Origin of the sequence: Waddlia chondrophila WSU 86-1044, assembly GCF_000092785.1 — a bacterium.
Taxonomy (GTDB): Bacteria; Chlamydiota; Chlamydiia; order Chlamydiales; family Waddliaceae; genus Waddlia; species Waddlia chondrophila.
Genome location: NC_014225.1, coordinates 1,138,897 through 1,163,698 on the forward strand (window position 1 = coordinate 1,138,897; position 24,802 = coordinate 1,163,698).

The 24,802-nt window shown below is 43.6% G+C and carries 22 protein-coding genes, 2 tRNA genes and 1 pseudogene; 13 read left to right on the plus strand and 12 right to left on the minus strand.

All coding sequences use genetic code 11. The features are described from left to right. Nucleotides 1-8: 8 nt before the first annotated feature. From hutG to hutH, 4 genes are read right to left on the minus strand one after another with little or no spacing between them, the layout of a single operon-like run. Nucleotides 9-932 (minus strand): formimidoylglutamase, encoded by a 924-nt coding sequence (gene hutG, locus WCW_RS05110; RefSeq protein WP_013182129.1) that lies wholly within the window; start codon nucleotides 930-932, stop codon nucleotides 9-11. After that, entirely contained in the window at nucleotides 913-2,136 is a 1,224-nt protein-coding gene (hutI, locus tag WCW_RS05115) for an imidazolonepropionase (protein ID WP_013182130.1), read from the minus strand. Before hutI ends, hutG begins: the two co-directional genes overlap by 20 nt. Continuing rightward, a complete protein-coding gene (gene hutU / locus WCW_RS05120; protein ID WP_013182131.1) occupies nucleotides 2,133-3,800 on the minus strand; it encodes a urocanate hydratase in 1,668 nt (555 codons plus the stop codon). Before hutU ends, hutI begins: the two co-directional genes overlap by 4 nt. Then, a complete protein-coding gene (hutH, locus tag WCW_RS05125; protein WP_013182132.1) occupies nucleotides 3,797-5,281 on the minus strand; it encodes a histidine ammonia-lyase in 1,485 nt (494 codons plus the stop codon). The genes hutU and hutH overlap by 4 nt, the downstream gene beginning before the upstream one ends. 82 nt (nucleotides 5,282-5,363) lie before the next feature. Between hutH and WCW_RS05130 the strand changes: the two genes are divergently transcribed. The 3 genes from WCW_RS05130 to WCW_RS05140 are packed head-to-tail and all read left to right on the plus strand — an operon-like array spanning nucleotide 5,364 to nucleotide 6,555. Continuing rightward, nucleotides 5,364-5,750 carry a hypothetical protein gene (locus WCW_RS05130; RefSeq protein WP_013182133.1) on the plus strand — a complete coding sequence of 129 codons (387 nt, stop codon included), beginning with the start codon at nucleotides 5,364-5,366 and terminating at the stop codon, nucleotides 5,748-5,750. A gap of 3 nt (nucleotides 5,751-5,753) precedes the next feature. Continuing rightward, a complete protein-coding gene (locus WCW_RS05135; RefSeq protein ID WP_013182134.1) occupies nucleotides 5,754-6,095 on the plus strand; it encodes a hypothetical protein in 342 nt (113 codons plus the stop codon). A gap of 7 nt (nucleotides 6,096-6,102) precedes the next feature. Next, the gene (locus tag WCW_RS05140; protein ID WP_013182135.1) at nucleotides 6,103-6,555 is read left to right on the plus strand and encodes a YbhB/YbcL family Raf kinase inhibitor-like protein; all 453 of its coding nucleotides are present in this window, start codon (nucleotides 6,103-6,105) and stop codon (nucleotides 6,553-6,555) included. Here WCW_RS05140 and ribD read toward each other — a convergent pair. Both ribD and acs read right to left on the minus strand, forming a co-directional pair. After that, nucleotides 6,524-7,543, minus strand: coding sequence for a bifunctional diaminohydroxyphosphoribosylaminopyrimidine deaminase/5-amino-6-(5-phosphoribosylamino)uracil reductase RibD (gene ribD / locus WCW_RS05145; protein WP_013182136.1), 1,020 nt, complete (start codon nucleotides 7,541-7,543; stop codon nucleotides 6,524-6,526). The two genes, WCW_RS05140 and ribD, sit on opposite strands and share 32 nt — an antisense overlap. Further along, the gene (gene acs, locus WCW_RS05150; RefSeq protein ID WP_013182137.1) at nucleotides 7,536-9,563 is read right to left on the minus strand and encodes an acetate--CoA ligase; all 2,028 of its coding nucleotides are present in this window, start codon (nucleotides 9,561-9,563) and stop codon (nucleotides 7,536-7,538) included. Before acs ends, ribD begins: the two co-directional genes overlap by 8 nt. 109 nt (nucleotides 9,564-9,672) lie before the next feature. Here acs and WCW_RS05155 point away from each other — a divergent pair, with 109 nt between their 5' ends. The 4 genes and pseudogenes from WCW_RS05155 to WCW_RS05170 all read left to right on the plus strand — a co-directional run bounded on the left by WCW_RS05155 (nucleotide 9,673) and on the right by WCW_RS05170 (nucleotide 12,684). Further along, nucleotides 9,673-10,632: a hypothetical protein gene (locus WCW_RS05155; protein ID WP_013182138.1), complete on the plus strand. Its 960-nt coding sequence runs from the start codon at nucleotides 9,673-9,675 to the stop codon at nucleotides 10,630-10,632. A 256-nt stretch (nucleotides 10,633-10,888) separates the two neighbouring features. Beyond that, nucleotides 10,889-11,005, plus strand: a pseudogene (locus WCW_RS10545) (IS1/IS1595 family N-terminal zinc-binding domain-containing protein); the annotation flags it as partial. 146 nt (nucleotides 11,006-11,151) lie between these two features. Beyond that, nucleotides 11,152-12,027 carry a hypothetical protein gene (locus WCW_RS05165; RefSeq protein ID WP_049767123.1) on the plus strand — a complete coding sequence of 292 codons (876 nt, stop codon included), beginning with the start codon at nucleotides 11,152-11,154 and terminating at the stop codon, nucleotides 12,025-12,027. Nucleotides 12,028-12,069: 42 nt separating this feature from the next. Beyond that, nucleotides 12,070-12,684: a peptidylprolyl isomerase gene (locus WCW_RS05170; protein WP_013182141.1), complete on the plus strand. Its 615-nt coding sequence runs from the start codon at nucleotides 12,070-12,072 to the stop codon at nucleotides 12,682-12,684. Nucleotides 12,685-12,704: 20 nt separating this feature from the next. Here WCW_RS05170 and WCW_RS05175 read toward each other — a convergent pair whose 3' ends face one another. The 3 genes from WCW_RS05175 to WCW_RS05185 form a co-directional block, all read right to left on the minus strand. After that, entirely contained in the window at nucleotides 12,705-13,376 is a 672-nt protein-coding gene (locus WCW_RS05175) for a class I SAM-dependent methyltransferase (protein ID WP_013182142.1), read from the minus strand. A gap of 61 nt (nucleotides 13,377-13,437) precedes the next feature. After that, nucleotides 13,438-13,755, minus strand: a complete 318-nt coding sequence (locus WCW_RS09725; protein WP_013182143.1) for a TMEM14 family protein — start codon at nucleotides 13,753-13,755, stop codon at nucleotides 13,438-13,440. Then, a complete protein-coding gene (locus tag WCW_RS05185) occupies nucleotides 13,752-14,486 on the minus strand; it encodes a dienelactone hydrolase family protein (protein ID WP_013182144.1) in 735 nt (244 codons plus the stop codon). The genes WCW_RS09725 and WCW_RS05185 overlap by 4 nt, the downstream gene beginning before the upstream one ends. 116 nt (nucleotides 14,487-14,602) lie before the next feature. Between WCW_RS05185 and WCW_RS05190 the strand changes: the two genes are divergently transcribed. Next, nucleotides 14,603-15,016 (plus strand): DUF4019 domain-containing protein, encoded by a 414-nt coding sequence (locus tag WCW_RS05190; protein ID WP_013182145.1) that lies wholly within the window; start codon nucleotides 14,603-14,605, stop codon nucleotides 15,014-15,016. Here WCW_RS05190 and WCW_RS09730 read toward each other — a convergent pair. Beyond that, nucleotides 14,997-17,105 carry a mechanosensitive ion channel domain-containing protein gene (locus tag WCW_RS09730; RefSeq protein WP_013182146.1) on the minus strand — a complete coding sequence of 703 codons (2,109 nt, stop codon included), beginning with the start codon at nucleotides 17,103-17,105 and terminating at the stop codon, nucleotides 14,997-14,999. The genes WCW_RS05190 and WCW_RS09730 overlap by 20 nt on opposite strands. 91 nt (nucleotides 17,106-17,196) lie before the next feature. Between WCW_RS09730 and WCW_RS05200 the strand changes: the two genes are divergently transcribed. Beyond that, the gene (locus WCW_RS05200; protein WP_013182147.1) at nucleotides 17,197-18,450 is read left to right on the plus strand and encodes a 3-deoxy-D-manno-octulosonic acid transferase; all 1,254 of its coding nucleotides are present in this window, start codon (nucleotides 17,197-17,199) and stop codon (nucleotides 18,448-18,450) included. Here the strand turns inward: WCW_RS05200 and WCW_RS05205 are convergent. Beyond that, nucleotides 18,447-19,961 (minus strand): hypothetical protein, encoded by a 1,515-nt coding sequence (locus WCW_RS05205; RefSeq protein WP_013182148.1) that lies wholly within the window; start codon nucleotides 19,959-19,961, stop codon nucleotides 18,447-18,449. The genes WCW_RS05200 and WCW_RS05205 overlap by 4 nt on opposite strands. Nucleotides 19,962-20,255: 294 nt before the next feature. Beyond that, a complete protein-coding gene (locus WCW_RS05210) occupies nucleotides 20,256-22,163 on the minus strand; it encodes a PP2C family serine/threonine-protein phosphatase (protein ID WP_013182149.1) in 1,908 nt (635 codons plus the stop codon). 142 nt (nucleotides 22,164-22,305) lie between these two features. On the opposite strand from WCW_RS05210, the gene WCW_RS05215 reads away from it, so the two are divergent. The 4 genes from WCW_RS05215 to WCW_RS05230 all read left to right on the plus strand — a co-directional run bounded on the left by WCW_RS05215 (nucleotide 22,306) and on the right by WCW_RS05230 (nucleotide 24,786). Continuing rightward, nucleotides 22,306-22,378: transfer RNA gene (locus WCW_RS05215), tRNA-Met, on the plus strand. 46 nt (nucleotides 22,379-22,424) lie between these two features. Further along, nucleotides 22,425-22,497, plus strand: a tRNA-Met gene (locus tag WCW_RS05220). 90 nt (nucleotides 22,498-22,587) lie between these two features. After that, the gene (locus tag WCW_RS05225) at nucleotides 22,588-23,958 is read left to right on the plus strand and encodes an L-serine ammonia-lyase (RefSeq protein ID WP_013182150.1); all 1,371 of its coding nucleotides are present in this window, start codon (nucleotides 22,588-22,590) and stop codon (nucleotides 23,956-23,958) included. A 33-nt stretch (nucleotides 23,959-23,991) separates the two neighbouring features. Beyond that, nucleotides 23,992-24,786 carry an alpha/beta hydrolase family protein gene (locus WCW_RS05230; RefSeq protein WP_013182151.1) on the plus strand — a complete coding sequence of 265 codons (795 nt, stop codon included), beginning with the start codon at nucleotides 23,992-23,994 and terminating at the stop codon, nucleotides 24,784-24,786. Nucleotides 24,787-24,802 lie beyond the last annotated feature (16 nt).

The following is a 24,802-nucleotide window of genomic DNA, read 5'->3' on the forward strand; positions in this document are numbered from 1 at the left end:
AATATCTATTATTTAAGGTGATGGATGAAGTCGAAAATCAGGTTGCCAGCCAATTTTGCTGTCATCCTGTCAACATCATGAGGTGGTGAAAGCTCAGCAACATCTACACTTATAACCTTACCAGAAGCAGCGAGATAACGCAATAAAGGAATGATTTGCCATGGGGTCAGCCCCAAAGGCTGAGGAGCACTGACACCGGGAGCAAAAGGGGAAGCAAACACATCCAAACAAACGGTGACATAGAGAAATGGACAAGCAAGAACTAATGATTCAAGTCTCTGCAAAGCAGATGCAATCCCTTCTAAATGGATCTCTTCCGCAGTCACCATTTTTACTCCGTAATCCTTAGCTGTTTCGAGCAAAGAAGCAGTATTTCCGGATGGCTGAAGGCCAATGCAAGTGTAATTAAACGGAACATTGTTTTTTTGCAATAGATCAGCGATTTGCAGAAACGGAGTTCCGGAAGAGCTTTGTTTAGAAAAAGGACGCATGTCCAGATGGGCATCAAAATTGACAATGGCAACTTCCTCTGATGGGCAATGTTTGAAAATCCCTTGGAAATGGCCCCAAGCCACTTCATGCCCGCCACCTAAGACAATAGGAAAAACCTTCTTTTTTAAAAGAGCGGCAACAGCTTCGGCTAACTGTTTTTGCGCTTCTTCAAGATTGCCTGCCTTGCAGCAGATGTCTCCGGTTTCATAAATTGCAAGATTCTGTTGATGATAGGGAAGCGATCCTAGCGCCTTTCTGATCTCTTCAGGGCCTTTTTCAGCTCCGGCTCTTCCTTGATTGCGTTTGATTCCTTCATCTGATGCAAATCCTATAAAAGCTGCCTTTTTTGTCCCATCTTCAGGAATTTCATGGATGGATACCGCTTTCACACATTGATGAAAACGCTCGTTTCTTTCACTGTCAACGCGACCTGTCCACATGATGAAACCTCTTTCCTTGAATAACTGTATCTGATGGCTGAAGAGAACCTTGATAATAAAAAATTTCCCTCCAATCACTTGCTTTAAACACCGTTAAGTCGCAACGTTTTCCGACTTCCAACACTCCTCGATCAGGCAGCTTTAGAGCAGCGGCTGCTCGTTTAGTGATCCCCGCTAAAGTCTCTGCAAGGCTAAGCTTTTCAAATGCTCCCAAAAGAGCTGCTTGAGCTAACAGATTGCCCATCGGTGCAGAACCGGGATTCCAGTCAGAAGCGATCGCAACAGAAAGGCCCGCATCAAGCATTTTCCTTACCGGAGCCATTCTTTCACCAAGCCCAAGAGAGGCTCCAGGAAGAGCAACAGCAATGATCCCTGATTGTTTGAGCAGGCAAATCTCATCTTTTGTCAAATGTTCTAGATGATCTGCGCTAACAGCTCCTACCTGGCAAGCAACGTTCACCCCTGCATGGGTAAATTGGTTAGCGTGCACAGTGATTTCAAACCCTAGCTTCTTCGCATATTGCAAATAGGGGAGCGCCTCTTCAGGAGAAAAGGCGCCCTCCTCAATAAAAATATCGATTCGATGAGTGCCTGGTTTGAGCCTAGGAAACAAAGCCGATTGAAGATGATTTAAATACTGTTTTCGATCGTTAAATTCAGGGGGAAGCGTATGAGCTGCAAGGCAGGTTGAGATCACATCAACGGGATGTTTACGTGCAGCAATCTGTATCGCTTTGAGCATTTTTAATTCGCTTTCTACAGAAAGCCCATAACCGCTTTTCACTTCGGTGGTTGCCACCCCCCAAGATAGTTGCTGGTCTAAATGCTGATCGACAACGTTTGTCAGCTCTTCAAGTGAAGCTTCCCTTGTCTGAGCGACAGTGTCTAAAATTCCTCCTCCCTGCTTTGCGATCTCCTGATAGGAAACGCCCCGAACGCGTAAAGCGTAATCGCGAGTCCGAGATCCTCCCCAGCAAAGATGCGTATGTGCATCAATGAGCCCTGGGATGGCAATCACAGGTGAATCAAATGTGATCTGGTCATCTGCTCGAAGATTTTCGTAATTGTCGATTTTAGCAATCTTACCATCTTCTATAAGAATGCCCACATGCGGCAAAATTTCCAAAGAAACATCTTCGACAGGTCCTGCATTCCGAACGTTTCGCATTGTGACTAACTGGGCAAACGGTCCAATTAATTTCATCCTAGCTGGTTCTCCTGAAACAATCTTTGCGCCGTTTCGTAGCCTGCGTCAGCATGCCTCATCACGCCGGTAGCAGGATCGTTGAAAAGAACTCTGGACAAGCATCGATAAGCGCGCTTTGTTCCATCAGCTAAAACAACCATGCCAGCATGCTGCGAGAACCCCATTCCTACGCCGCCGCCGTGATGGAAAGAGACCCAAGTGGCTCCTCCGGCAGTGTTCGCCATCAAGTTCAAAAGCGGCCAGTCCGAAATCGCATCGGAGCCGTCCCGCATTCCTTCTGTTTCACGGTTAGGAGAGGCAACCGACCCGGAGTCGAGATGATCGCGTCCAATCACAAGCGGCGCAGACAACTCGCCGGATTCAACCATTTGATTGAATAAAAGACCTGCCTGCTCCCGCTCTCCCAGCCCAAGCCAGCAAATTCGAGAGGGGAGTCCTTGAAATTCCACTCTCTCCCTTGCAGATTTCAACCAATGATGCAGGTGGGAGTTTTCTGGAAACAGCCTCATCAACGCTTCGTCGGTTTTGTAGATATCCATTGGATCTCCGGACAAAGCAGCCCATCTAAACGGGCCTTTCCCTTCGCAAAACAGCGGGCGGATATACTCGGGAACAAACCCTCGAATTTCAAAAGCGCGAGAAGAGCCCCCTTCTTTGGCAAATTCCCTAAGATTATTTCCATAGTCAAAAACGATCGTTCCTTGATCTTTCATGGCCAAAAGCGCGTTGACGTGACTGGCCATCGATTCCTTTGAACGCAGGAGATAGTCTGTTGGATTTTCTTTCCGCAACGCTTCTGCTTCACTCAAAGTCAATCCAGAAGGGATGTAGCCATATAAAGGATCATGAGCTGATGTTTGATCTGTTGCCGCATCGGGAACCATCCCTTTTTCCAACAATCGATGCAAAGTGCTTCCGATATCTGCCTCCAAACCAATCGAAAGGGCTTGCCCTTTCTTCTTTGCCTCAGTAATTTTTGCCATTGCATCTTCTAAATTATCGGCAATTGTATCCAGATAGCGGGTTTTCAACCGTTTTTCAATCCTTGAGCGATCGATATCTACACCAAGATAGACAGCTCCGTTTAAAACCGCAGCCAGAGGTTGAGCCCCTCCCATGCCTCCAAGGCCTCCTGAAACGACAAATTTCCCTTTTAATGAGCCTCCAAAATGTTGTCTGGCCATTTCGGCAAATGTTTCATAGGTGCCTTGTAAAATCCCTTGAGTACCAATGTAAATCCAGCTTCCGGCAGTCATTTGTCCATACATGATCAGCCCGCGCTCTTTTAATTTCTGAAAATGTTCCCAGTCTGCCCAATGAGGAACTAAGTTGCTATTAGCGATCAGCACACGGGGAGCCTCCGGGTGGCTTTTGACAATGCCGACTGCTTTTCCCGATTGGATGAGAAGGCTTTGATCCTCTTCTAATGTCAAAAGTGCATCAATGATTTTTGTTAGAGCTTCAGGATTGCGCGCAGCTTGTCCTGTTCCGCCATAGACAACAAGTTGATTTGGATCTTCTGCCACTTCAGCATCTAGATTGTTCAAAAGCATCCTAAGAGGCGCTTCTGTCTGCCAGCTTTTAGCGTGCAACTGATTCCCTACAGGAGATTTGTAAGAGGGGTGCTTTGCATATTTTTCCATAAACGAGGTCAAGGTCATAAATCCTCCAAGATTTTGACTGCCTGATCGATATCTTTTGCAATCACTCTGTCGCTTTTTAATTCAGGCACTTTCCGACGCAAGATTTTATAGATGGCAGATGTCCCTTTTCCCAAATTTTGAACGCCTCTTAAGTCAACCCCTTGTGCAGCTGCCACGAGTTCGGCAGCTAAAATCACGCGGGTGTTTTTAATGATTTTCTTAAATTTTCTAGCTGAAGTCATTCCCATGCTGACGTGGTCTTCAACGCCGACATTACCGGGAATGGAATCGGTACAGGCAGGATTTGCCAGCAATTTATTTTCATTGACAAGGGAAGCGCTTAAATATTGAGCCGTCATGTATCCGGAATGCGTGCCTTCAAAAGGGGTGAGGAAGGCTGGAAGCTCGCTAAAATGGGGATTGACCAAAAGCTCCAGACGCCTTTCTGAAACATTTCCAAGCTCGGCAACTGCCATAGAGGCAATATCGAAAGCAAAAGCTAAACATTGACCGTGAAAGTTCCCTCCGCTTAATATTTCCAAACTCTCCTCAAACACCAAGGGATTATCTGTTGCTGCATTCAATTCCTTGAGCACGATTTGCTTCGAATGGGAAAGAGCATCGCGGCTAGGGCCGTGAATTTGCGGGGCACACCTCATGGAATAAGGATCTTGAACTCGCGACCGTTTTGTTTCTTTGTCGTAGAGATAAGAGCCTTCCAAATGCTGGCGCATCGCTTCTGCAGAGGAGATCTGTCCTGTTTGCCCGCGAGCATGATGAATTAAAGGATTTAGAGCATCAACATTTCCAACCATCGCTTCGTATGTCAGCGAAGCGATCCAATCAGCTAATTCTGCAAGCTTTAGCGCTTCGATTAGGGCCAACGTTCCAACTGCCAGCATCACCTGAGTCCCATTGATCAACGAAAGGCCTTCTTTCACCTCCAGTTGATAAGGCTTCAATCCTGCCCGTTTCAAAGCAGCTCGAGCACCAATCACTTTCCCTTGATAGACAACCTTCCCGTGCCCAATTAAAGGCAAGGCAAGATGCGCTAAGGGTGCAAGATCTCCGCTAGCGCCTACAGATCCATATTCAGGAATGATCGGGTAAATGCGGGCGTTGATAAGATTTGCCAATGCTTCGCACAGTTCAAATGTGACGCCTGCCAATCCTTTTAGCAACACATTCAATCTTAATGTCATTGCCAACCGGGTTTCCTGAGCAGTCAACGGAGGTCCATACCCTCCCGCATGACTTTTTAACAGATTGACCTGCAGCTCTTTCAACTTGGATTTGCCAATTTTATGACGCGCCAGGTAGCCAAACCCTGTATTGACACCGTAAACTGGCTTGTCCCCATTAGAGACGGTAGATACAAAAACACGCGAAGCGTCAATTCGCTCTGCCACATTATCGTGTATCTGTATTTTAGCTCCGCCAGCAACCCTTTTTGCTTGATCGAGGGAAAAACATCCTCCATCCAGAATGACTTTTGCCATAAGCTGTGCCTTTTTTTGGCTTAAAATTTGACAGAATATAGCATTTTTTTTATTTAGTTAAGATAAATATAGGAGGACCCAAATGAGTATCAATGTCAGTGAAATTGCTCATACAATTGAAACATTCGCAAAAAATATCGATAACGCTAAAGATGCGATACAAACCGGAGGCCTGGTTGCAGCCATGCCGTTTGCGTCCGCGATCCAATCAACTTTCTCAAAAATTACAGCTCTTGGGAAATTAGAAAACGTGACAATCCCTCCTGAAGCAAAAGGAGAGCTGCGCAGTGCTATCGAGCATTTCCAGAAAAGTGCGAGAGCAGCAGAGCAGGCAGCTCCGCAAGCTGTTGCGTTATTGGGCGCTGAAGCCGTTAACAGAGTGAAGGACAACCTCCAGTATGTCCTTGATCACCTGGATGAAGAGCGTGGCGGCAAGGTTAAAGGGACGGAATTAAGCGGAGGAGCATGATTGATGGCCGATAAGCTTAAAGAAATGAGTGATCTGATGAAGGAAACTCTTCATCTCATGGTAAAAATCCAAAAAACATATCCAAAAGACCCAATGAAATGCTTCGACTATGTTGAAAAATTAGTAGACAACTTTGAAGCCATTAAAAAAATTAATCAGGATGATGAAAATTTTGAGACTGACGAAATCAGCAACGAGTTTATCGAATCTCTTGAAAAATTTATTGAAGTGACGGAAAAGTATCGACAAGATGAATCTTCGCCATACCACAATGCGATGAATAAAGAAAAAGTTCTTCAAATTCTTGTAGATTTGGACAGACGGTACAATCACTTAACTGAATAGAGGCCTTGTGAACAGATTGAAAATAACAAGCCCAGCTTTTGAGAACGAAGCTCCCATTCCCAAAAAATATACAGGTGAGGGAGAAAACCTTTCACCTCAGTTGAATATCGAAGGCACTCCCATCCATGTACTAAGCCTTGCGATCATTGTCGATGACCCTGATGCTCCTCTTGGAGACTTTGTGCATTGGGTTGCCTGGAATTTGGATCCGGACCTGAAAACAATTAAAGAGGGGATAAAGCCTGAAAACGAAGGATTAAACGACTTTGGAGATATTGGCTACAAAGGTCCCTATCCTCCTAAAGGAAGACGGCATCGATATTTTTTCAAGATTTTCGCACTCGATAAAATTCTTACACTACCCCAAAAAGCACTCAAAGCCGATCTCCAGAAAGCGATGGAAGGGCATATCTTAGCACAAGGGGAGCTCATTGGAACGTATGAGCGTATACTGACTTAACGCTATTTCCAATAGCGGAACTTTCCAAAAGGTGCAATCTTAAAGCGTTTTCCATCGAGCAAATTCCCATTGAACCAAACCCCGGCAGTCCATCAGAGCCAAGCAAGCAAGGGCCGGTGTAGACGATCAAACGGTCAATAAGATGTTGTTGCAAAAATTGAGTGATTGTCGTCGGCCCTCCCTCGATCAGGAGTTGAATAACTCCTTTTTCTCCCAGGATCGATAAAATTTTCTCCGGCTCCATTTTCTCTGAAAAAACAAGAGTCGGAGCTAAATCAAGATCATAGAGAGGGGAGTCATGCGGAACTTTTCCATTGGGGTCGAGAAGCACCCGCAGCGGCTGTTTCTTTGGAAGCTTATTCACTTGACGCACAGTTAATTGAGGAGAATCTTTAACTGCTGTTCCAGCACCTATCAGAATCGCCTGCGACTCGGCTCTCATCTCGTGAGCATCGCGTCTTGCTGCTTCGCACGAGATCCATTGCGAGGTTTTGTCGCTTGCAGCTGCTCGTCCATCGATGGAAAGCGCTGTTTTCGCAATCACAAACGGTCTTCCAGTTCTTCGATGGTGTAAATAAGGGGCCAAGCTTAGCTCTACTGCTTCCCGTTCAACTCCAACAGTAACCTTTATTCCTGCAATTTTAAGAGCCGCAATTCCTGAACCGGACACTTTTGGATCTGGATCTTCCACTCCAACCACGACACGCGCAACACCAGCCTCAATCAGTGCATGAATGCAAGGAAGCGTACGTCCTGTATGCACGCACGGTTCAAGCGTCACATAAGCTGTCGCTCCTCGAGCATTTTGTCCAGCCTCCCTCAGAGCGTAAACCTCCGCGTGCGGCAAGCCGCATTCCGGATGGTGTCCGAGGCCAACGATTTGTCCATTTTTTACAAGAATACAACCTACCCAAGGATTTGGAGGAGCGTCAAGCCTTCCTTTCAGCCCTTCTGCAATTGCCATCTCCATCCAACGACGGTCATCCATACCGCTTCCCATCTAAAAGCTTTTTGACAACATCAGGATCAGCTAGTGTACTGATATCACCCAATTGGCCGAGATCTTGCTCTGCAATTTTGCGTAAAATCCGCCTCATGATTTTACCTGAACGCGTTTTAGGAAGTGCTTTTGTCAATTGAAAATATTGGGGAATAGCGATCGGACCAATTTCTTCTCTAACGTGAAAGCGAAGATTTTCAATCATCTCTTCGTTTTCTTCAGCAGAGTCAACCAAAGTCACGAAAGCAAATAAGCACTGTCCTTTGATAGGGTGGGGGCAGCCGACCACGGCAGCCTCTGCAACACTTAGATGACTGACAAGAGCGCTCTCAACTTCAGCAGTACCAATCCGATGGCCCGAAATATTGACAACATCATCAATCCTCCCAAGGAACCAGTAATCGCCGTCCGGATCTATCCGACATCCGTCTCCAGTAAAATAAAGGTTCTGGAAATGCATGAAATATGTGTCAATGAAACAATCGTGATCGCCCCAGGCAGTGCGCATCATTCCCGGCCAAGGGCGCCTGATGCAAAGAGAGCCTCCTTCATCAACTGAGCACTCTGATCCATCCTCTTTTAAAATCACCGGATCCACTCCAAAAAACGGTCTGCAAGCACTTCCCGGCTTCATTGCCTGCACCCCCGGCATCGGAGCGATCATGATTCCCCCGGTTTCAGTCTGCCACCAAGTATCCACAACCGGACAATTTTTCTTTCCAATTTCCTCATAATACCACATCCAGGCTTCAGGATTGATCGGTTCGCCAACAGTCCCTAACAATCGAAGAGAGTCAAGTGAATATTTCCTCGGATGTTCATTGCCGGAAGCAATCAATGCCCGAATCGCCGTTGGCGCTGTGTAAAAAAGGGAAACACCATATTTATCAACAACTTGCCAATATCTTCCGGAATCAGGAGAGGTAGGCAAACCTTCAAACATTAAAGTTGTTGCGCCATTTGCAAGCGGTCCGTAGATCACATAGCTATGGCCTGTAACCCAGCCCACATCTGCCGTGCACCAGTAAACATCTTCTTCTTTGAGATCAAAGAAATATTGATGCGTCAAGGAAGCCTGCAACAGATAACCCGCCTGCGTATGCACAACGCCTTTGGGTTTTCCTGTTGAACCGGAAGTGTAGAGAATAAACAGCGGGTCTTCAGCATTCAAAACAGCAGGAGGGCATTCAACAGAGGCGTTTTGCATTTCCTCGTCCCAAAAGCGGTCCCGTCCTTCCAACATTTCACATGGAGCATCGGTGCGTTTGACAACGATCACAGACTTCACAGAATCTGATTGGAGCAGCGCCTCATCTGCAATTTTTTTCAGAGAAATTGTTTTACCGCCTCTGATTGAAACATTTGATGTAATGAGTATTTTGCAGCTGCAATCCTGCATCCGATGAGAAAGAGATTCTGCACTAAATCCTCCAAAAACAATAGAATGGATTGCCCCAATCCGAGCGCAGGCAAGCATTGCCACTGCCAATTCCGGGATCATCGGAAGATAGATGCAAACCCGATCGCCTTTTTCTATTCCATGTGCTTTTAGCACATTAGAAAATTGACACACCCTTTGATGAAGCTTTCGATATGAGATTTTTTCAGCTTCATGATCGTCATCTCCTTGCCAAATGATCGCAGCCTTATCCGCACGAGCACCTGATAGATGCCTGTCCAGGCAATTAACGGCCACATTAATTTTTCCATCTTCAAACCATGTGTGTTTGATACGTCTTTTATCAGAGTTCCATTCATGGCTGCAAGCCTTCGATGGAAAGGCAAACCATTCAAGCGACTCTGCTTGATTCAGCCAAAACGCTTCAGAGTTTTCAATCGATTCGCGATACATCTTTCTGTACTGTGCTTCACTTGAAATGAAAGCATTTTTTTTGAACTGATTGGAAGCTAAGAATTTGCGTTCTTCTTCCATTAAATGCATCAAAGAGGGGCTGTCTTGCATATTTTTCATGAAGCTGTCTATCTGTTTTTGAAGTATATCGATCATTATACTTTTCAAAGCCAATTTTACAATTAAAATAAATATTGTCTTGTTTTTGGTCTATCATAAGAGTTAAAATGAACAATCCAGATTTTCGAAGGAAGAGGTTTAATTAATGAACATACCAGTTCAATTAGCGTTAACTATCGGCCAAGAGATGCGTAATGATGCATTATTTAAAGAGATTCCCGGCAAAGGCAGGCATTTTGATAAAAATCGAATCAAAGCGCTTAATCTTGCGGATCGAAAACTGTGTTATCAAGCACTAACAGTCATTGAACACGCCAAACTTGACGATTTCAATTCCGAATCTCCTCCTGAAAATTTATCGAAAAGAGTTCGCGAGGTAACGGCGGCGGTCACAGGCAAACTTTCAATTCATGAGACGCCCTCTCCTGTATGGTATAAACGCCCATTTTTGTGGATTGCCCGCTGTATTCACTCACTCGTTTTATGGTTCAAAAATACATTTTTAGGAAGGACAAGCTCGAGCAAACTTCACAATAAGGTAGAGACCTATTTAAATGATTACAACCGGGCGCAAAGAAGAATTGCCCTTTTAGCTGCTGATGAAGGCCTAATTACAAAAGCTGAAGGCAAATTAAATCAATGTGCCGACGAGCAAAAAACGTTTCTTGAATCCTTTAATATTCTTCTTGAGGTTCATGAAACTCTAAGACTAATTGACTTCATTATAGAAAAGAACGAGGAATCCAAAGCTAAAGGAACGGAAAATTTCAGACGGGAGATTCAGAACGCGTGGATTGTGGATAAAATCAATAGCGATGTCATCCCTCTCACACATTTCAAAGAAGTGATTGTGAGAAAAGTTTCAGAAAAAACTCAAGAGGTGAAGGAGTATTTAAAAGATCTTGTTGAAGCTGCCGGACAAGAAGATCGAGATGATGAAGATGTCTTAAATTTGTTAGAGCAAGCAGGAAAACGTGTAACAGAAGAGATGAAAGAGCAGTTTAAAACAGGAAATCAGCACCGAATGCATGTGGAGATTGCGCACAAGCACTTATGTGAGCTAAAAGGAGAACTTGAACTTCTTTTAAAAAAATACCCAAAATAGAACAAACATTGTCAATTTATTTAATTTTTTTCTTGGAAAATTTATGTTGCTGATGTATACCGAAACAACATCAAGAATCAATTTTTGACAGCGTCGTTAGCCTTATGTCAAATTCTGCTTCTTGATGTTGTTTCGGTATACAGTTATTAATGTTTCGCCTGGAAGGTTTAGGTTCATAGAGAATGCGATGAACCCAACTGATTACAAAACACATGTAAAGGCGAAATGTCATCAACAACAAGGGAATAGAATCAAAATGGAAATACGTTGTCCAAAATGCGCGTCTCAAGCCTTTAAACGAAATGGATTTACCCGCCACGGGAAGCAAAACCACCGTTGTTTGGAATGCGGCCGTCAGTTTTCAACCGAACCGGTCCAGCAGTATATTGTTGAGGTGATGCCTAAACACATCAATCAAGAGGTATTAACAACAACTGCGCACATCTAAAATCTGTCACTAGTTTGAAGCCGATCATCAGGTCAGTCAATAAAATATGGGAGAATGCCGAACATAATGCATTGACGGACCTGATTATTTTCCAAAAAAAATTCTACTGTGTTTGTCGAGAATCCGATGAACATGTTTTCGGACGCAACGGAATCATACGAATCATCCAAAGTATCGATGGGAAAGAATGGAGAGCCCATTCTGTCATTAGAAAAGAGGGTGTTGATTTACGCGACCCTAAGCTTTCAATCACCCCTGGCCATCAACTGATGCTTTTGGTGGAAGAGGTGGTCTACGAGGGTGAAAAAGCTCTCTCCCGTTTTTCAAGCATCTCTTTCCTGAAAAAAGACTGGACACCCCTGCAAAAAATTTGTCGGCCATTTGACTGGTTATGGCGGATCACTTGGCATAAAGGAACAGCTTGGGGAGTTTCTTATAAACCGGACAAGGACAAATGGCGCGTGTGGCTTTGGCGCAGTGAAACAGGAACAGAATGGAGACAAGCCTTAGAATGGAAGATACCTGGAAATCCTAACGAAACAACACTTCGTTTTATGGATGATGAGACGATGGTAGCTCTTGTAAGGCGCAATTTCAAAACCAACGGCTATGCGTGGATAGGGACAAGCAAACCACCTTACACTGAGTGGAGATGGAATGAAACGCAGCACCATCTCGGAGGGCCGGATTTCATTATTCTTCCGGATCAACAGATGTGGGCCGCCGGCAGAATTGTCGAACGCACCCCTTACGGGATGTTTCAGAAAACAGCCTTATTCACAATGAGTCTTGATAAGATTCAACCAGCTCTGCTATTACCTAGTGGCGGAATCGATTGCAGCTATCCTGGAATCGTTTTCCACGATCAGCTGCTATGGATTAGCTACTACTCTTCGCACGAAGAAAAAACAGCGATTTATCTCGCTCAAATAGAGCTATTTGAGTAATAGCGAAAAAACAATAAATTGTCTATGATAAAGGAATCACCAATGCAAAGAATCTCATATTTGCTGGCAATTGCCATCGTTACAGCTTCTGCATTTATTTTATTTTCAAACAAGGAACTTCATTCAATGGATATATCTTCCGATACAGAAACGAAAACAGTTAAACTTCAAACATCCTTAGGAGACATTACACTGGAACTTTATCCGGACAAGGCGCCAGTTACAGTGAAAAATTTCCTTCAATATGTGGATTCCGGCCATTATGATGGAACCATTTTCCATCGCGTCATCGACGGGTTCATGATCCAAGGAGGAGGGTATACCGAAAACCTGACTCAAAAGCCGACAAAAGAGCCTATCGCCAATGAAGCGAACAATGGATTAAAAAATAAGAGAGGGACGATCGCTATGGCAAGGACAAATGTTGTCGACAGTGCTACCTCACAATTCTTTATCAATGTCGTAGATAATTCTTTTCTCGATTTCAAAGGGGAAAACCCTCGTGAATTCGGTTACTGCGTCTTTGGAAAAGTGACTGATGGAATGGACGTGGTGGATCAGATCAAATCCGTGGACACCCAGTCCCAAGGACCTTACCAAGACCTTCCGGTGAAGCCTGTTAAGATTGTTAAAGCAAAAACAGTGTCTGCTATTTAAAATGCTGATCGTAGAGGGGACTAGTCCCCTCTACTAGATATTTTGCAATGATGAACAAGAGCTGGCGGAAAATTGGCAAACACCTTATCAGTCTGAATCTCGTATTCTTTTTCAAAGAGATTGGTCATATCCAAAGTTGCTTGCAAAGCTCGACGCGATTTTGGCGAGATAAATAATTTTCGTATTCCAGGAAGGGCCATGTATTCGCAATAAGTGACAATACCGCCATGCTTAGAAATTTTCCGATAGTGATCAAATATCTGCTTTACGAAATCTGACGGAAAAGCATTGAAAGGAAGAGAAGAGACAATAACGTCATACTGACTTTCAGGCTCCCAATCTAATACCGACGTTTGATAGATGCGTATATTCGGATTATCTGCATATTTCTCTTCCAATCGAGAACAAAACCTGGAATTGATCTCAACGATGTCCAGTTGATCTTGATCACCTAATTTTCCAGCGATCGTTTTGGTAAATGCTCCTGTTCCCGCTCCGACTTCCAAATATCTTCTGGGAGCTAGCGCATCGGATCTAACAAAGCGAGTCATCGATTCCGCTAAGGCTTTCGAGCTTGGCGCAAGTGCTCCGATATCATTGGGATGTTTAAAAAATTGAAAAAGAAAAAGAGCTGTATCGACCGGAAGCATTTTCTTTAGGCGGGATTTTCCCACATTAACAAGCTGTTTCATAGACCTATCCCAATATTGCTTTATTTTTTAAATTCCTATGCCGGCCCTGAGCAAAATTCAGTTATCTCCTAGCTCGCGTAGTGATCAAAAGAAGAAAAATTAAACTGCTGATGATCGCCATCATTCCAGCAGGCATCAACTTCATAGACAACCAATAACGGTAGGCAAAAAATACCGCTAAAACACCACTGAGAGCAACAGAGATAAGAAGTGCTGTGACATTAGCTCTTAAAATTCCCATGCCGCAAGTAAATAACGCAGCTCCAAATGCCACCCCTGAAATTAGCGAAGGAAGGCTATCTGCCATCAAATAACCAATCAAACCTCCTGACAGGACTAGCAGACTGTAGATGATCACAAGGATTCCGGTAAATTTCATACAAAAACCTCACTGAAAAAATTTTTCATTGACTGCATGGCTCTTTTCTCAGCGATTGAGTCATAAATCAGTCCGCTTTCCGGTTCATTTGCATCAGGATTTGTAAAGGCATGCGAAGCATTGCCATAAGTATGCATTTGCCAATCGATCCCTTTTGCACTAAACTCTTTTTGAATATTGACAACATCTTCCCTGCTAACCATCGGATCTTGATATCCATGAAGAATAAGCAAGCTTCCAAACAGCTTTTCAGCTGTTGGAGCCATTTCCGCTTTTTGCTCGCCAAGCGTCATTCCTAAAAGGCCGTGGAAGCTGACAACGCCCTGAAGATCGACGCCCGAACGGATCAACTCAAGAACAGTGGCTCCGCCAAAACAAAAACCAATAGCCCCTATCTTTTGCGGATCTACCTGATCGTGCTCTGAAACGGCACGATAAGCTGCTGTGATTCGATTACGCAAAAGCTTGCGATCCAGAAAAAGGGGAAGCATCAATTCAAAAGCTTCTTCATTGCTCTCCACGACCTTTCCTTCTCCATAAAGATCGGCAGCAAAACCAACATACCCCATTTCCGCAAGCATTTTTGCTTTGTCGAGAGCGAACTGATCGCGTCCTTTCCAAGCATGAGCAACCAAAACAGCAGGTTTTTTTTTCGCTATATCCTCTCTGTAATAGACTTGTCCTTTCAACCCTGTCTCATCACAAAAGTAATCAACAATTTCGGATCTCATCAGGAGTTTCCCAACTTCAATTAAAAAGAATAAACTTAAGTCTATACCGAATTTAAGGCAAGACTTGAAGTTAATCCTCTATGCCAGTTAATAATGGAAAAAAGGAGTTTTTTCTCATGAAGACTAAATGCGCCGCAATGTTCTGCTTTCTTATTGCTGTTTTTCAACTGTCTGCGTTCGAAGCTGTCAATCAACCAAGTTTAGATGCTGCAAAGCAATGGTTGGAGCTTGTAGATAAAGAAGATTATTCCAAAAGCTGGCAGACAGGTTCTCTAACATTCAAACTGACCATTTCTGAACAGCACTGGAATCAGTTAATGAAAGCCATTAGAGAACCGCTGGGATCTGTCATCTCTCGAGAACCGTTAGAGCAAAGGCCGGCTGCCAACCCTAAAGGGCTTCCTTTAGGAGAATACATGGTCGTGTTTTTCAAAACGCAATTTCAGAAAAAAGAGAATGCGCATGAACTCGTCACTCTTGTGCAAGAAAGCGATGGAAACTGGAGAGTGCTTACTTATCAAGTGCAGTAGTTCGCAGATGAATATCTCTTTGGGGAAGAGGAATGTTGATCCCATTTTCTCTAAGCGCTTTCTCAATTGCGAACAAGTATTGGGATTGCGTGTTTCTGTTTCTGCGGGTCCATTTCTCGTCTACCCAAACGACAAGCTCCATCTGAATGCCGTTATCGCCTAATTGTACAAGAAATATCTGCGGCTCTCTAACACCGATTCTCTGTAACGTGCTTGGCACTTTTTTTGCTGCCTCAACGATGATTTTTGTCACCTTGTCAACATCGGAGCCGAAAGGAACAGAAAATGGAACATGAACTCTTCTGTAAGGATCACGCAGAGTCCAATTGACGATGCGATTGCTCACCATTTCCGAATTTGGAATAATCACTTCAATTCCATCGTTTGTCGTAACGACAGTGCTTGTCACGTTAATTTCTCGAATTTCCCCTCTTAATCCGCTGTCCAATTCAATATAGTCGCCAACTTTTAAATGCCCTTGAAAAAGAATAATAATTCCGGACATGAAGTTGTTGAAAATATTCTGCAAGCCAAACCCGAGACCGACACCGAGAGCTCCTGCAATAAGAATAAAACTGGAAAAGTCAAATCCTATCCAGCTTAGTCCAATCAGGCCTCCAATAATTAGAAGAAAATAATGGATCAGCCTGTTCAGGCTATAAATTAACGCTTTTCTGATCCCTTTGCGTCTTTTGGAAAACGTATTAATCGTTCCAGTCACCACGCGAGAGAACCACCAAGTGGCAACCATAATCATGACAAATTCAATCATTGTGATGACAGAAACCGGATGAGTGCCGATATAAAAGAGCGTTTTGCTCAATTGACTGTTTGCGCTCTGCCACAATGTTGAAACAAAATCGATGAAGACTTTAAACCACTGTTCACCCTCTCCTCGAAGAAAAATACTTTTTTCATCTAGTGTATTAAGAAGAAAATTTGTTTCATCGAACTCGCTTCTTATTTTTTGAATTTCAAGCAAAATGCCTTGGGCTTTTTGGATAACCTCATTGAGCTGAGTTGTACCGATAGGGGAGTTGATTTCCTCTAGAGTTAGGACTTGTGATGCACTCTGCAGAATTCTTTCCGTTTGGGTTTTCCAATCGTCAAGCTGGAGTTGGAATGTCCTTGTCTGCGTTTTCCAGTGTTTAAGCGAAACATCGAGTTCATGAATATCAACCGACTCAGGATCTTCCAAAAGCTGAGATAATTTACCGATTATTTCCATTCTGAGATAGTTAAAGTGCGCGAGCATTTCTTTAAGAAACGCATTGATTAAGTTAACCGTCAAAAGACTATTCTTTGCTTCATCTTTTTCATTAGGATCCTCAGAATGTTCTTCAGCATATAAGATCTCTTGACGCTGTCGTTCTTGTTTGCTGTCATCCCAAACTCGCTTCAAGATTTCTAGTTGATTTAAAGCGTTCATCCAATCTGCATGTGTGCTGATCAGGCGATTTTTAGCCGTTTGAATCTCTTCTTTGTCATTTTTAATCTGCTGTTCTTCGATCTTAATCGCTTGGTTTACCAACTGAATCTTTTTTTTCCCAACTTCGACAGCTGGGCGAAATTTTAAAATTTTTAAACCAAAAAGAATTTTTTCCTGCGATCTGTCCAGAGCAAACTGGTAGCCTTGCCAAGCTGCATCAAGCCTTTCTCGATTTGTGTTCAATTGTTGCTGAAGTCCGAAGATCTCTTTTTTCTTCGATTCCAAATCGATCTGCTGTTTCTGCAAACGGCTATAGAGTTGCCGAAATTGACTAATTGTATAGAAATCTTTAAACGTCGTCGCTGGTTTGGAAAGAGGAAGAGGTTGATCGAATATATTGATCCAAGCTTGCAGATTCACCTTAATGCTGTCGATCAGGTTGCGCGCTTCTTCTTGATGAGGCCCTGAAAGATCCTCCGGGATGGGATTTAGGTGATTGAGCAATTCAGCGGATCGCTGTTGAACGATCGCTTTCTCACCGACAAAAACGTCCCACCATTTGGGAGTTAAGAGAGATGGATCAGGGGTCGACGCATTTTCCGCTTCTTGAGCATTTAATAGCTGTGCAAAAACAAGGATGGCAAGAACCAAAAAACGCATATACGTCAAAAATTATTTAAAATTGAATGCTAATGGATTTCCTATGAAAAATCTACTGATTTTCTATTAGAAATTCGTTAATATTTCCCTTATGTATGACATTCTTTTGTGTTTAGTTTCCTTGATTGCGCTGCCAAAACTCCTTTATCAGATGGCGTTTCATAAGAAATACCGCAATAGCCTCAAGCAGCGTTTAGGAATAGGATTTCCGGAAATCGAGAAGGGAAATAAAAAACTTATCTGGGTACATGCCGTTTCAATGGGAGAAGCAAAAGCGGTTGCAGCTCTGGCAAGAGAACTGAAAAAGCGTTCGGATAATGATGCCATCCTCCTTTTTTCCACCGTGACAGAAACAGGTTTGGCAGAGGGGGAAAAGGAGCTGCCGGAAGCTGATTATCACGTTTTTTTGCCCTTAGACTTCAGTTGGATCATCAGACCAATCATTAGGAGAGTTCGACCAGATCAAGTGATTGTATGCGAAACGGATTACTGGTATAACTTTTTGAGTTCCTCAAAAAATGCAGGCGCCCGCCTTTCCGTTGTAAATGGGAAAATCTCCGAACGTTCAATGCATCGCCTTCTTAAATTTCCAAAATTTACAAAGAGACTCTTTTGTCTCATCGATAAGTTCTGCGTGCAAAGCCACCACTATCGAGAGCGTTTTTTGAAATTAGGTATCCCTGAAGAAAAGATCGTCATTACTGGTAACATTAAGTTCGACAACAGTTTTCCAAAACTGACAGAAGAGGAACTTGTTGAATGGAAGAGCAAGTTTGGCATCCGTCCGGAAGATCATGTGCTTGTGGCTGGCTCAACGCATGACCCTGAAGAAAGAATCATCTTAGACGCATGCTTTGAGGTGTGGAAAGACGATCCACATCTTAAAATATTGATCGTCCCGCGCCACCCAGAGAGGTTTAATGAAGTTGCCCAGCTGCTCAAGAAAAGGGGAGTGGAGTTTTCCCGCTATAGTGAGGGAGTAAGCCATGAAGCACCTGTCATCCTTGTCGATGCGATGGGGGTACTGCTGCAATGCTATCAAGCAGCCACCTTGGCAATTGTTGCCGGAAGTTTTACTCCCAAAGTCGGAGGGCATAATATTGTCGAGCCGTGTTGGTACGGGGTACCGGTCCTTTTCGGTCCCTATCTGTATTCCCAGCCGGAATTGCTTGAATTAGTTCAGGAGTATGGGGCGGGTGTTCAGGTTGAGCCTGAGCATTTGTCTGATGAGATCAAAGGTTTGTTATCGGAGCCTAAGAGACGAAAGGCTTTGGGTGCTGCAGGAATCCATCTTGCAGACAGTTTGCAAGGCGCCACCGAAAGAACGCTTGTAGAGATTGCCTAGTCGTCAGGATGGGTGTACACCAACATTCCGCAATGATCGGGTTTTCCAGATTCTTTGTGATACCTATTTCCAAAACCTGATTGCGCATTAGCTCTTAAAGCGTTTCTTTGGGCGTGTCGGTTAAGAGCCTTCGCGACATCTTGTTGCGTCAAATGTTCTTTCCCTATTTCTTTTTTATAAGCTGTAAGAATGTTCTTGATTTGTTTAGCCTGAAACTGATTTCTGGCAGCGATATGGTCTGGATTAGAATCATCCCAATCACTTCCATCAATGCCCTCGAATTGAGGATCGTCTGGTTTGAATCCCATCCCTTTGGGGTCAACATTATCTCCAATTCCATCGGAGCACATCACGACGGTATCGCCAGGATTTAATCTAATCAAACAATGCGAGTAGTTTCTCAAGTCAGGTCCATCCAAACCATCTTCAGTCTCCACATAACCTTTTCCGCCCTTACCTCCAATTCTTCCTCCCGGGTCTGTAGCATCTGTACCGCCTCGGATCCCTTCTGTAGGATCTCTTACCGTCAAATCGGAGCTAATCACAAAACATTTACTATCTCCAACAAGCGTCAGATGAGCGACATCGCCGATCACTGTCATGATTTGCGGACAAGTGCTTCCAAGTTTTTCATCGCTTACAACTGCTTCATGCGCTGCCATCATTGCCTTGTCATGGATACGAATGATGTCTCTGGAAGTGACTATGTCGTTTTCAACTAACTTTTTCATTCCTTTTTCCATCTCTTGCAACGCTGTTTCATTCGCTTTTTTAGCTGCACCTTGAGCCGAAAGTCCCCAACCACACCCATCATTAAAAGCTGCCATTCTCACTTTTCCACCAAATGTTTCAGTAGAAAATTTTGCTTGATCGCACATGATTTCTTCGCCGATTATCAAAATTTGGCGTCCATCATCCAATGTTTTAACTTTTGCATATTTCATTTCCAAGTTCAGCTCTCCATACTGATCATCGCCAGGGATGTGAAGGATTTTAGTCGTTTTATCAAAAGTCACCCCAAGATGCATATCCAGATGGATGACGTAGTTATTAAATTCCAGATACTCATCTTCTACATCGAAAGTTTGAGCATCGCCAACCTTTTTTGATAGATCGACAACGAGCTTCGGTATCTGTGCAATCAACGCTTCTCTTAGTTGGCCGAGACATTTTAAAAGCTTTTTTTCCTCAAGCTCGCGAAATTTCGGAGGGATTTCTGTGCAAACAATAATTCCATCCGAACTTTCATCAACTTTTTCAGGAGAAGAAGCTGAATCTTCCATTTGAATTCCCTTAAGAGGAGAAGGAATCGCTTTTTTCCATTGTCCGAGTAAATTTTCCGGTGGAACTGGTCGAAGAGAAGAAGGAATCGCTTTTTTCCATGAAGAGCTGACTCGAGTTGTCAAATCTTCAGAATTTGTACTGTTCTCTTCATCTATGAGATCCTGTTCAAACTTAGAGATCTCAGCGAATTTAGCCGAGTCGCCTATGTTTACACCGGGTTCTATCATATTTTTTCTCCTATATGACGATGAATTCACCCCATCGTATGCTTTAAATCATGAGCCTATCTGCATATTCAAATTTGACATCTTTCCCTTCTTTTCAGCTCTGTTTTCCGATCGCTTCTTGCAAAGCTTTACTTGCGAAGCGATCGAAAAAATCTCTCGAAAAGAAAAAAAATTTGCACAAATAGCAATATACGGATAGGTTCATATTTTTCTCAAGAATTACTAAACTGACCATTAACGCTCTTAACGCCTGACATTTTTACAGTCAAAGATTTCAGTAAACCTAGAGCCTATCTAAGGATGGGTGTACACCAACATTCCGCAATGGTCGGCTTTACCGACTTCTTTGTGATACCTATTCCCAAGGCCTGATTGCGCCTTAGCTCTTAAAGCATTTTTTTGAGCGTGTCGATTAAGAGCCTTCGCGACATCTTGTTGCGTCAAATGTTCTTTCCCTATTTCTTTTTTATAAGCTGTAAGAATGTTCTTGATTTGTTTAGCCTGAAACTGATTTCTGGCAGCGATATGGTCTGGATTAGAATCATCCCAATCACTTCCATCAATGCCTTCAAATTGAGGATCGTCTGGTTTGAATCCCATCCCTTTGGGATCAACATTATCTCCAATCCCATCGGAACACATCACGACGGTATCGCCAGGATTTAATCTAATCAAACAATGCGAGTAGTTTCTCAAATCAGGTCCATCCAGGCCGTCTTCTGTCTCCACATAGCCTTTTCCATATTTACCTCCAATTCTTCCTCCTGGGTCTGTAGCATCTGTACCGCCTCGGATCCCTTCCGTGGGATCTCTTACCATCAAATCGGAGCTAATCACAAAACACTTACTATCTCCAGCAAGAGTCAAATGAGCGACATCGCCGATCACTGTCATGATTTGCGGACAAGTGCTTCCAAGTTTTTCATCGCTTACAACTGCTTCATGCGCTGCCATCATTGCCTTGTCATGGACACGAATGATGTCTCTGGAAGTGACTATGTCGTTTTTAACTAACTTTTTCATCCCTTTTTCCATCTGTTGCAACGCTGTTTCATTCGCTTTTTTAGCTGCACCTTGAGCCGAAAATTCCCAACCACACCCATCATTAAAAGCTGCCATTCTCACTTTTCCACCAAATGTTTCAGTAGAAAATTTTGCTTGATCGCACATGATTTCTTCGCCGATTATCAAAATTTGGCGTCCATCATCCAATGTTTTAACTTTTGCATATTTCATTTCCAAGTTCAGCTCTCCATACTGATCATCGCCAGGGATGTGAAGTATTCTAGTCTTTTCATCAAAAGTTACTTCAGGATGCATATCCAGATGGATAACGTAGTTATTAAATTCCAGATACTCGTCTTCTGTATCGAAAGTTTGAGCATCGCCAACCTTTCTTGATAGATCGACAACGGATTGAGGTATCTGCGCAATCAATGCTTCCCTTAGCTGTTCGCGATTTCGCAAAAGAATTTTTGCATCTCCATGAAATTTCGAAGGAGTTTCTGTGCGAAGCGTTTCTCCCTTTTCTAATCGAGCTTCACTTATTGAAGTGAAACAATTTTCATGAAAATCAGCTTGTCCACGCAACCTTTCCAACTGACCAAGCTCCGCCTGTTTAATTTTCAATTGTTGATTGAGCTTATTCAACTTTCCTCCAGGAAAAATGCTGCGCATTTGAGAACGAATGCTTCTTTTAGCACTTTCCAGACTCGTTTCAAGCTCCTTAATTTCACCTTTAAACTCTTCGATTTTTGCATGGCCTCCTAAACGGGTAAATTCTTCAAACGCAGGTTGACTTTTCTCCAATCCTGTTTCTGCAAGTCCAACGAAATCTTTTGATGAAACGGTTCTCGAATCAGAAGAGGAGGGAACAACGCCTTTTTTCCATTGCCTCGGAAAGACGCTTAACGACGCCGAACGAACTCGAGTTGTCAAATTTTCAGAGTTTTGCTTCGTGTCCGTGCCACCGCTGACCTTTACGCTTCTTATATTTGAAAAACTCCTGGAACGAGGAGGGATTTCAGGTCTTTCACATCCGCTGGATATACGTTCCTTTGCCCCATCGGTCCCAATTGTTTCACGAACGCCCCCAGGTTTAGAATCAGGCTCAAATTTTGCTTTTCGATCTTGTACGACTCCTTTAGGAATTTCAGTAAATCTAGTCGAATCTATTCCTCCTATATTTGTACTAGGTTCCATCTTTTCCTCCATACGGGCTATTTAATCAGCTATAATTATATATTTTATTTTTTATTTTTTTCAGTTATTTTAAAAAAAAGGAAAAGCTCTTGTGCTAAAATTTACAGGTTTGGTATAGTCAGAGCTTCTTACAAACTGTTACCGCGGGGTGGAGCAGGGGTCAGCTCGTTGGGCTCATAACCCAAAGGTCGAAGGTTCGAATCCTTCCCCCGCTATTATAATTAAGGCTAAAGATCTAAAAATCTTTAGCCTTACCTTTTAGGCGGCATAGCTCAGTTGGTAGAGCAGCGGAATCATAATCCGCGTGTCATCGGTTCGAGCCCGGTTGCCGCTAACTTATCTTTCCCAAGCTTCTTCTTTTATATTCTTTTCATTGTGTTTTTTTGATAACCTTGATTATGCAACATTCTTCAGAGGAAATTCAATGGCAATCAGCATCTTCCAATTGTTCTCAATCGGCATCGGCCCATCCAGTTCCCACACTGTAGGACCTATGCGCGCAGCCAACCGTTTTGTACAAACCGCCCAAGAAAAAGATTTAATAGAATTAGCAGAAAAGATTGAAATTGACCTCTATGGATCGCTTGCTTTAACCGGTAAAGGACATGGAACCGATCTTGCAGTTTTACTTGGATTAGAGGGGGAACACCCAGAAACCATCGATCCGGATACAACAGAGAAACGCACTTCCGCAATTAAAGAAGTACGGCATTTGCGCTTCAACGGAGAGAAAAAGGTTGCTTACGAACTCACCTTTCACAAAGACAAGCAACTTCCCTTTCATCCAAACGGCATGAAAATTTCTCTTTTCGATCAAGACAGCCAAAAACTCTTGGAAAAGACCTATTATTCCATTGGCGGCGGATTCATTTTAGCTCATGAAGAAGTCGCAGAAGATCGTCATTTAGGTGAAGAGGACAATAGCGTTCCCTATCCTTATCGCACAGCAAAAGAGCTTCTCAACCACTGCGAAGAGCAGAAAAAAACGATTGCTGAGATCGTTATGGAAAATGAAAAAGTCTGGAGAAGCGAGTCAGAGGTTGTTTCCGGTGTGCTTAACATTTGGAATGTGATGAAAGCCTGCATCGATCGGGGCTGCAGACAGGAAGGAATTCTTCCGGGAGGATTAAAGGTTCATCGCCGTGCGGCCTCCTTGCTAAAAAGCCTGGAAAGGCAAAAGAAAGAGGGGAGAGTACACCCTGCACAGGTAATGCAATGGGTAAGCCTTTGGGCATTAGCAGTAAACGAGGAAAACGCCTCAGGTGGACGAGTTGTGACCGCTCCGACTAACGGCGCTGCCGGCATTATCCCAGCTGTTCTCAAGTACTACCTGCATTTTCTTGAAGAAGCATCGGATGAAGGCATTGTCAAATTTATGCTGACTGCCGGAGCTATCGGTATCTTGTATAAAGTTGGAGCTTCAATTTCCGCAGCTGAAATGGGATGCATGGGCGAGGTGGGAGTTGCTTGTTCCATGGCAGCTGCCGGGCTGACTGCCGCTTTGGGAGGAAGCTGTTTGCAAATAGAAAATGCAGCTGAAATTGGAATGGAACATAACCTGGGGCTAACTTGCGATCCGGTGATGGGACTAGTGCAGATCCCTTGTATTGAGCGCAACACAATGGGTGCTGTCAAGGCAATCAACGCCTCTTTACTCGCTCTCGAAGGAGAAGGGGAACATCGCGTTTCATTAGATCAGGTCATCAACACAATGCGGCAAACAGGCAAGGATATGCAATCGATTTATAAAGAAACTTCTCTTGGAGGGCTTGCAGTAAACGTGCCTGAATGCTAAAAGATTTGGTATATGGAGCTAATAAAGGATCAAATGCAAAGATACGAAGAACGGGAACTCGTCGAATTCGAAAATCAAGGGATAAAAATTTTTGGAGTCCTGCATAAGCCTCTTGCGCAGACAAAAGCTCCCGCCGTGCTTTTTTGCCACGGACTAGCGGGACACCGCATAGGAAAACATCGCATGTATGTTGCCCTTTCCGAATGTCTTTCACGCGTAGGGATCGCTTCTTTTCGCTTCGATTTCCGTGGATCTGGAGACAGCGAAGGGGAGTTTGGCGAAATGACTCTGGAAGGGGAAGTGAGCGACGCTGTCAAAGCTCTTGAATTTTTAACAATACAGGAAAAAATCGATCCAAACCGCATCGGCATCTTTGGCCGCTCTTTTGGTGGAGCGATCTCTATTTTTGCCGCTCAAAAATTCGGCAATGTCAAAAGCATTGCGTTGTGGTCTTCTGTTTTTGACGCCGAGCAATGGGAAAAGCAGTGGGAGATGCTTGAAACCGGACAAATCGATGAGAAGACCCGTCACGAATTAATGCGCATCAACGGCCAGCTTCCCAGCCTCCATTTTTATAAGGAACTCTTTAATATGGATCTAAAAAAAGAGCTCAGAGCGCTGCAAAATATCCCCATGCAATTGATCCATGGCGAAAGAGATCCTCGTGTAGGAATCGAACATTCTGAAAAGTACGCGAACCTAAGAAAAGATGCCCCTGCACAAACAGAATTTATCAAACTTGAACACAGTGATCACGATTTTACCTATCCGGAAGAAAGAGTGCATGCGATCAACATGACTTGCCAATGGTTCGCTAAAACTCTGTAATCATCCTCAAAGGAGA

Bases quoted from the DNA above. Each gene is read 5' to 3' on its own strand.
- hutG (WP_013182129.1), bottom strand. From the start codon at position 932: ATGTGGACAGGTCGCGTTGACAGTGAAAGAAACGAGCGTTTTCATCAA.
- hutI (WP_013182130.1), bottom strand. From the start codon at position 2,136: ATGAAATTAATTGGACCGTTTGCCCAGTTAGTCACAATGCGAAACGTT.
- hutU (WP_013182131.1), bottom strand. From the start codon at position 3,800: ATGACCTTGACCTCGTTTATGGAAAAATATGCAAAGCACCCCTCTTAC.
- hutH (WP_013182132.1), bottom strand. From the start codon at position 5,281: ATGGCAAAAGTCATTCTGGATGGAGGATGTTTTTCCCTCGATCAAGCA.
- WCW_RS05130 (WP_013182133.1), top strand. From the start codon at position 5,364: ATGAGTATCAATGTCAGTGAAATTGCTCATACAATTGAAACATTCGCA.
- WCW_RS05135 (WP_013182134.1), top strand. From the start codon at position 5,754: ATGGCCGATAAGCTTAAAGAAATGAGTGATCTGATGAAGGAAACTCTT.
- ribD (WP_013182136.1), bottom strand. From the start codon at position 7,543: ATGGATGACCGTCGTTGGATGGAGATGGCAATTGCAGAAGGGCTGAAA.
- acs (WP_013182137.1), bottom strand. From the start codon at position 9,563: ATGATCGATATACTTCAAAAACAGATAGACAGCTTCATGAAAAATATG.
- WCW_RS05155 (WP_013182138.1), top strand. From the start codon at position 9,673: ATGAACATACCAGTTCAATTAGCGTTAACTATCGGCCAAGAGATGCGT.
- WCW_RS05170 (WP_013182141.1), top strand. From the start codon at position 12,070: ATGCAAAGAATCTCATATTTGCTGGCAATTGCCATCGTTACAGCTTCT.
- WCW_RS05175 (WP_013182142.1), bottom strand. From the start codon at position 13,376: ATGAAACAGCTTGTTAATGTGGGAAAATCCCGCCTAAAGAAAATGCTT.
- WCW_RS09725 (WP_013182143.1), bottom strand. From the start codon at position 13,755: ATGAAATTTACCGGAATCCTTGTGATCATCTACAGTCTGCTAGTCCTG.
- WCW_RS05185 (WP_013182144.1), bottom strand. From the start codon at position 14,486: ATGAGATCCGAAATTGTTGATTACTTTTGTGATGAGACAGGGTTGAAA.
- WCW_RS05190 (WP_013182145.1), top strand. From the start codon at position 14,603: ATGAAGACTAAATGCGCCGCAATGTTCTGCTTTCTTATTGCTGTTTTT.
- WCW_RS09730 (WP_013182146.1), bottom strand. From the start codon at position 17,105: ATGCGTTTTTTGGTTCTTGCCATCCTTGTTTTTGCACAGCTATTAAAT.
- WCW_RS05200 (WP_013182147.1), top strand. From the start codon at position 17,197: ATGTATGACATTCTTTTGTGTTTAGTTTCCTTGATTGCGCTGCCAAAA.
- WCW_RS05205 (WP_013182148.1), bottom strand. From the start codon at position 19,961: ATGATAGAACCCGGTGTAAACATAGGCGACTCGGCTAAATTCGCTGAG.
- WCW_RS05210 (WP_013182149.1), bottom strand. From the start codon at position 22,163: ATGGAACCTAGTACAAATATAGGAGGAATAGATTCGACTAGATTTACT.
- WCW_RS05225 (WP_013182150.1), top strand. From the start codon at position 22,588: ATGGCAATCAGCATCTTCCAATTGTTCTCAATCGGCATCGGCCCATCC.
- WCW_RS05230 (WP_013182151.1), top strand. From the start codon at position 23,992: ATGCAAAGATACGAAGAACGGGAACTCGTCGAATTCGAAAATCAAGGG.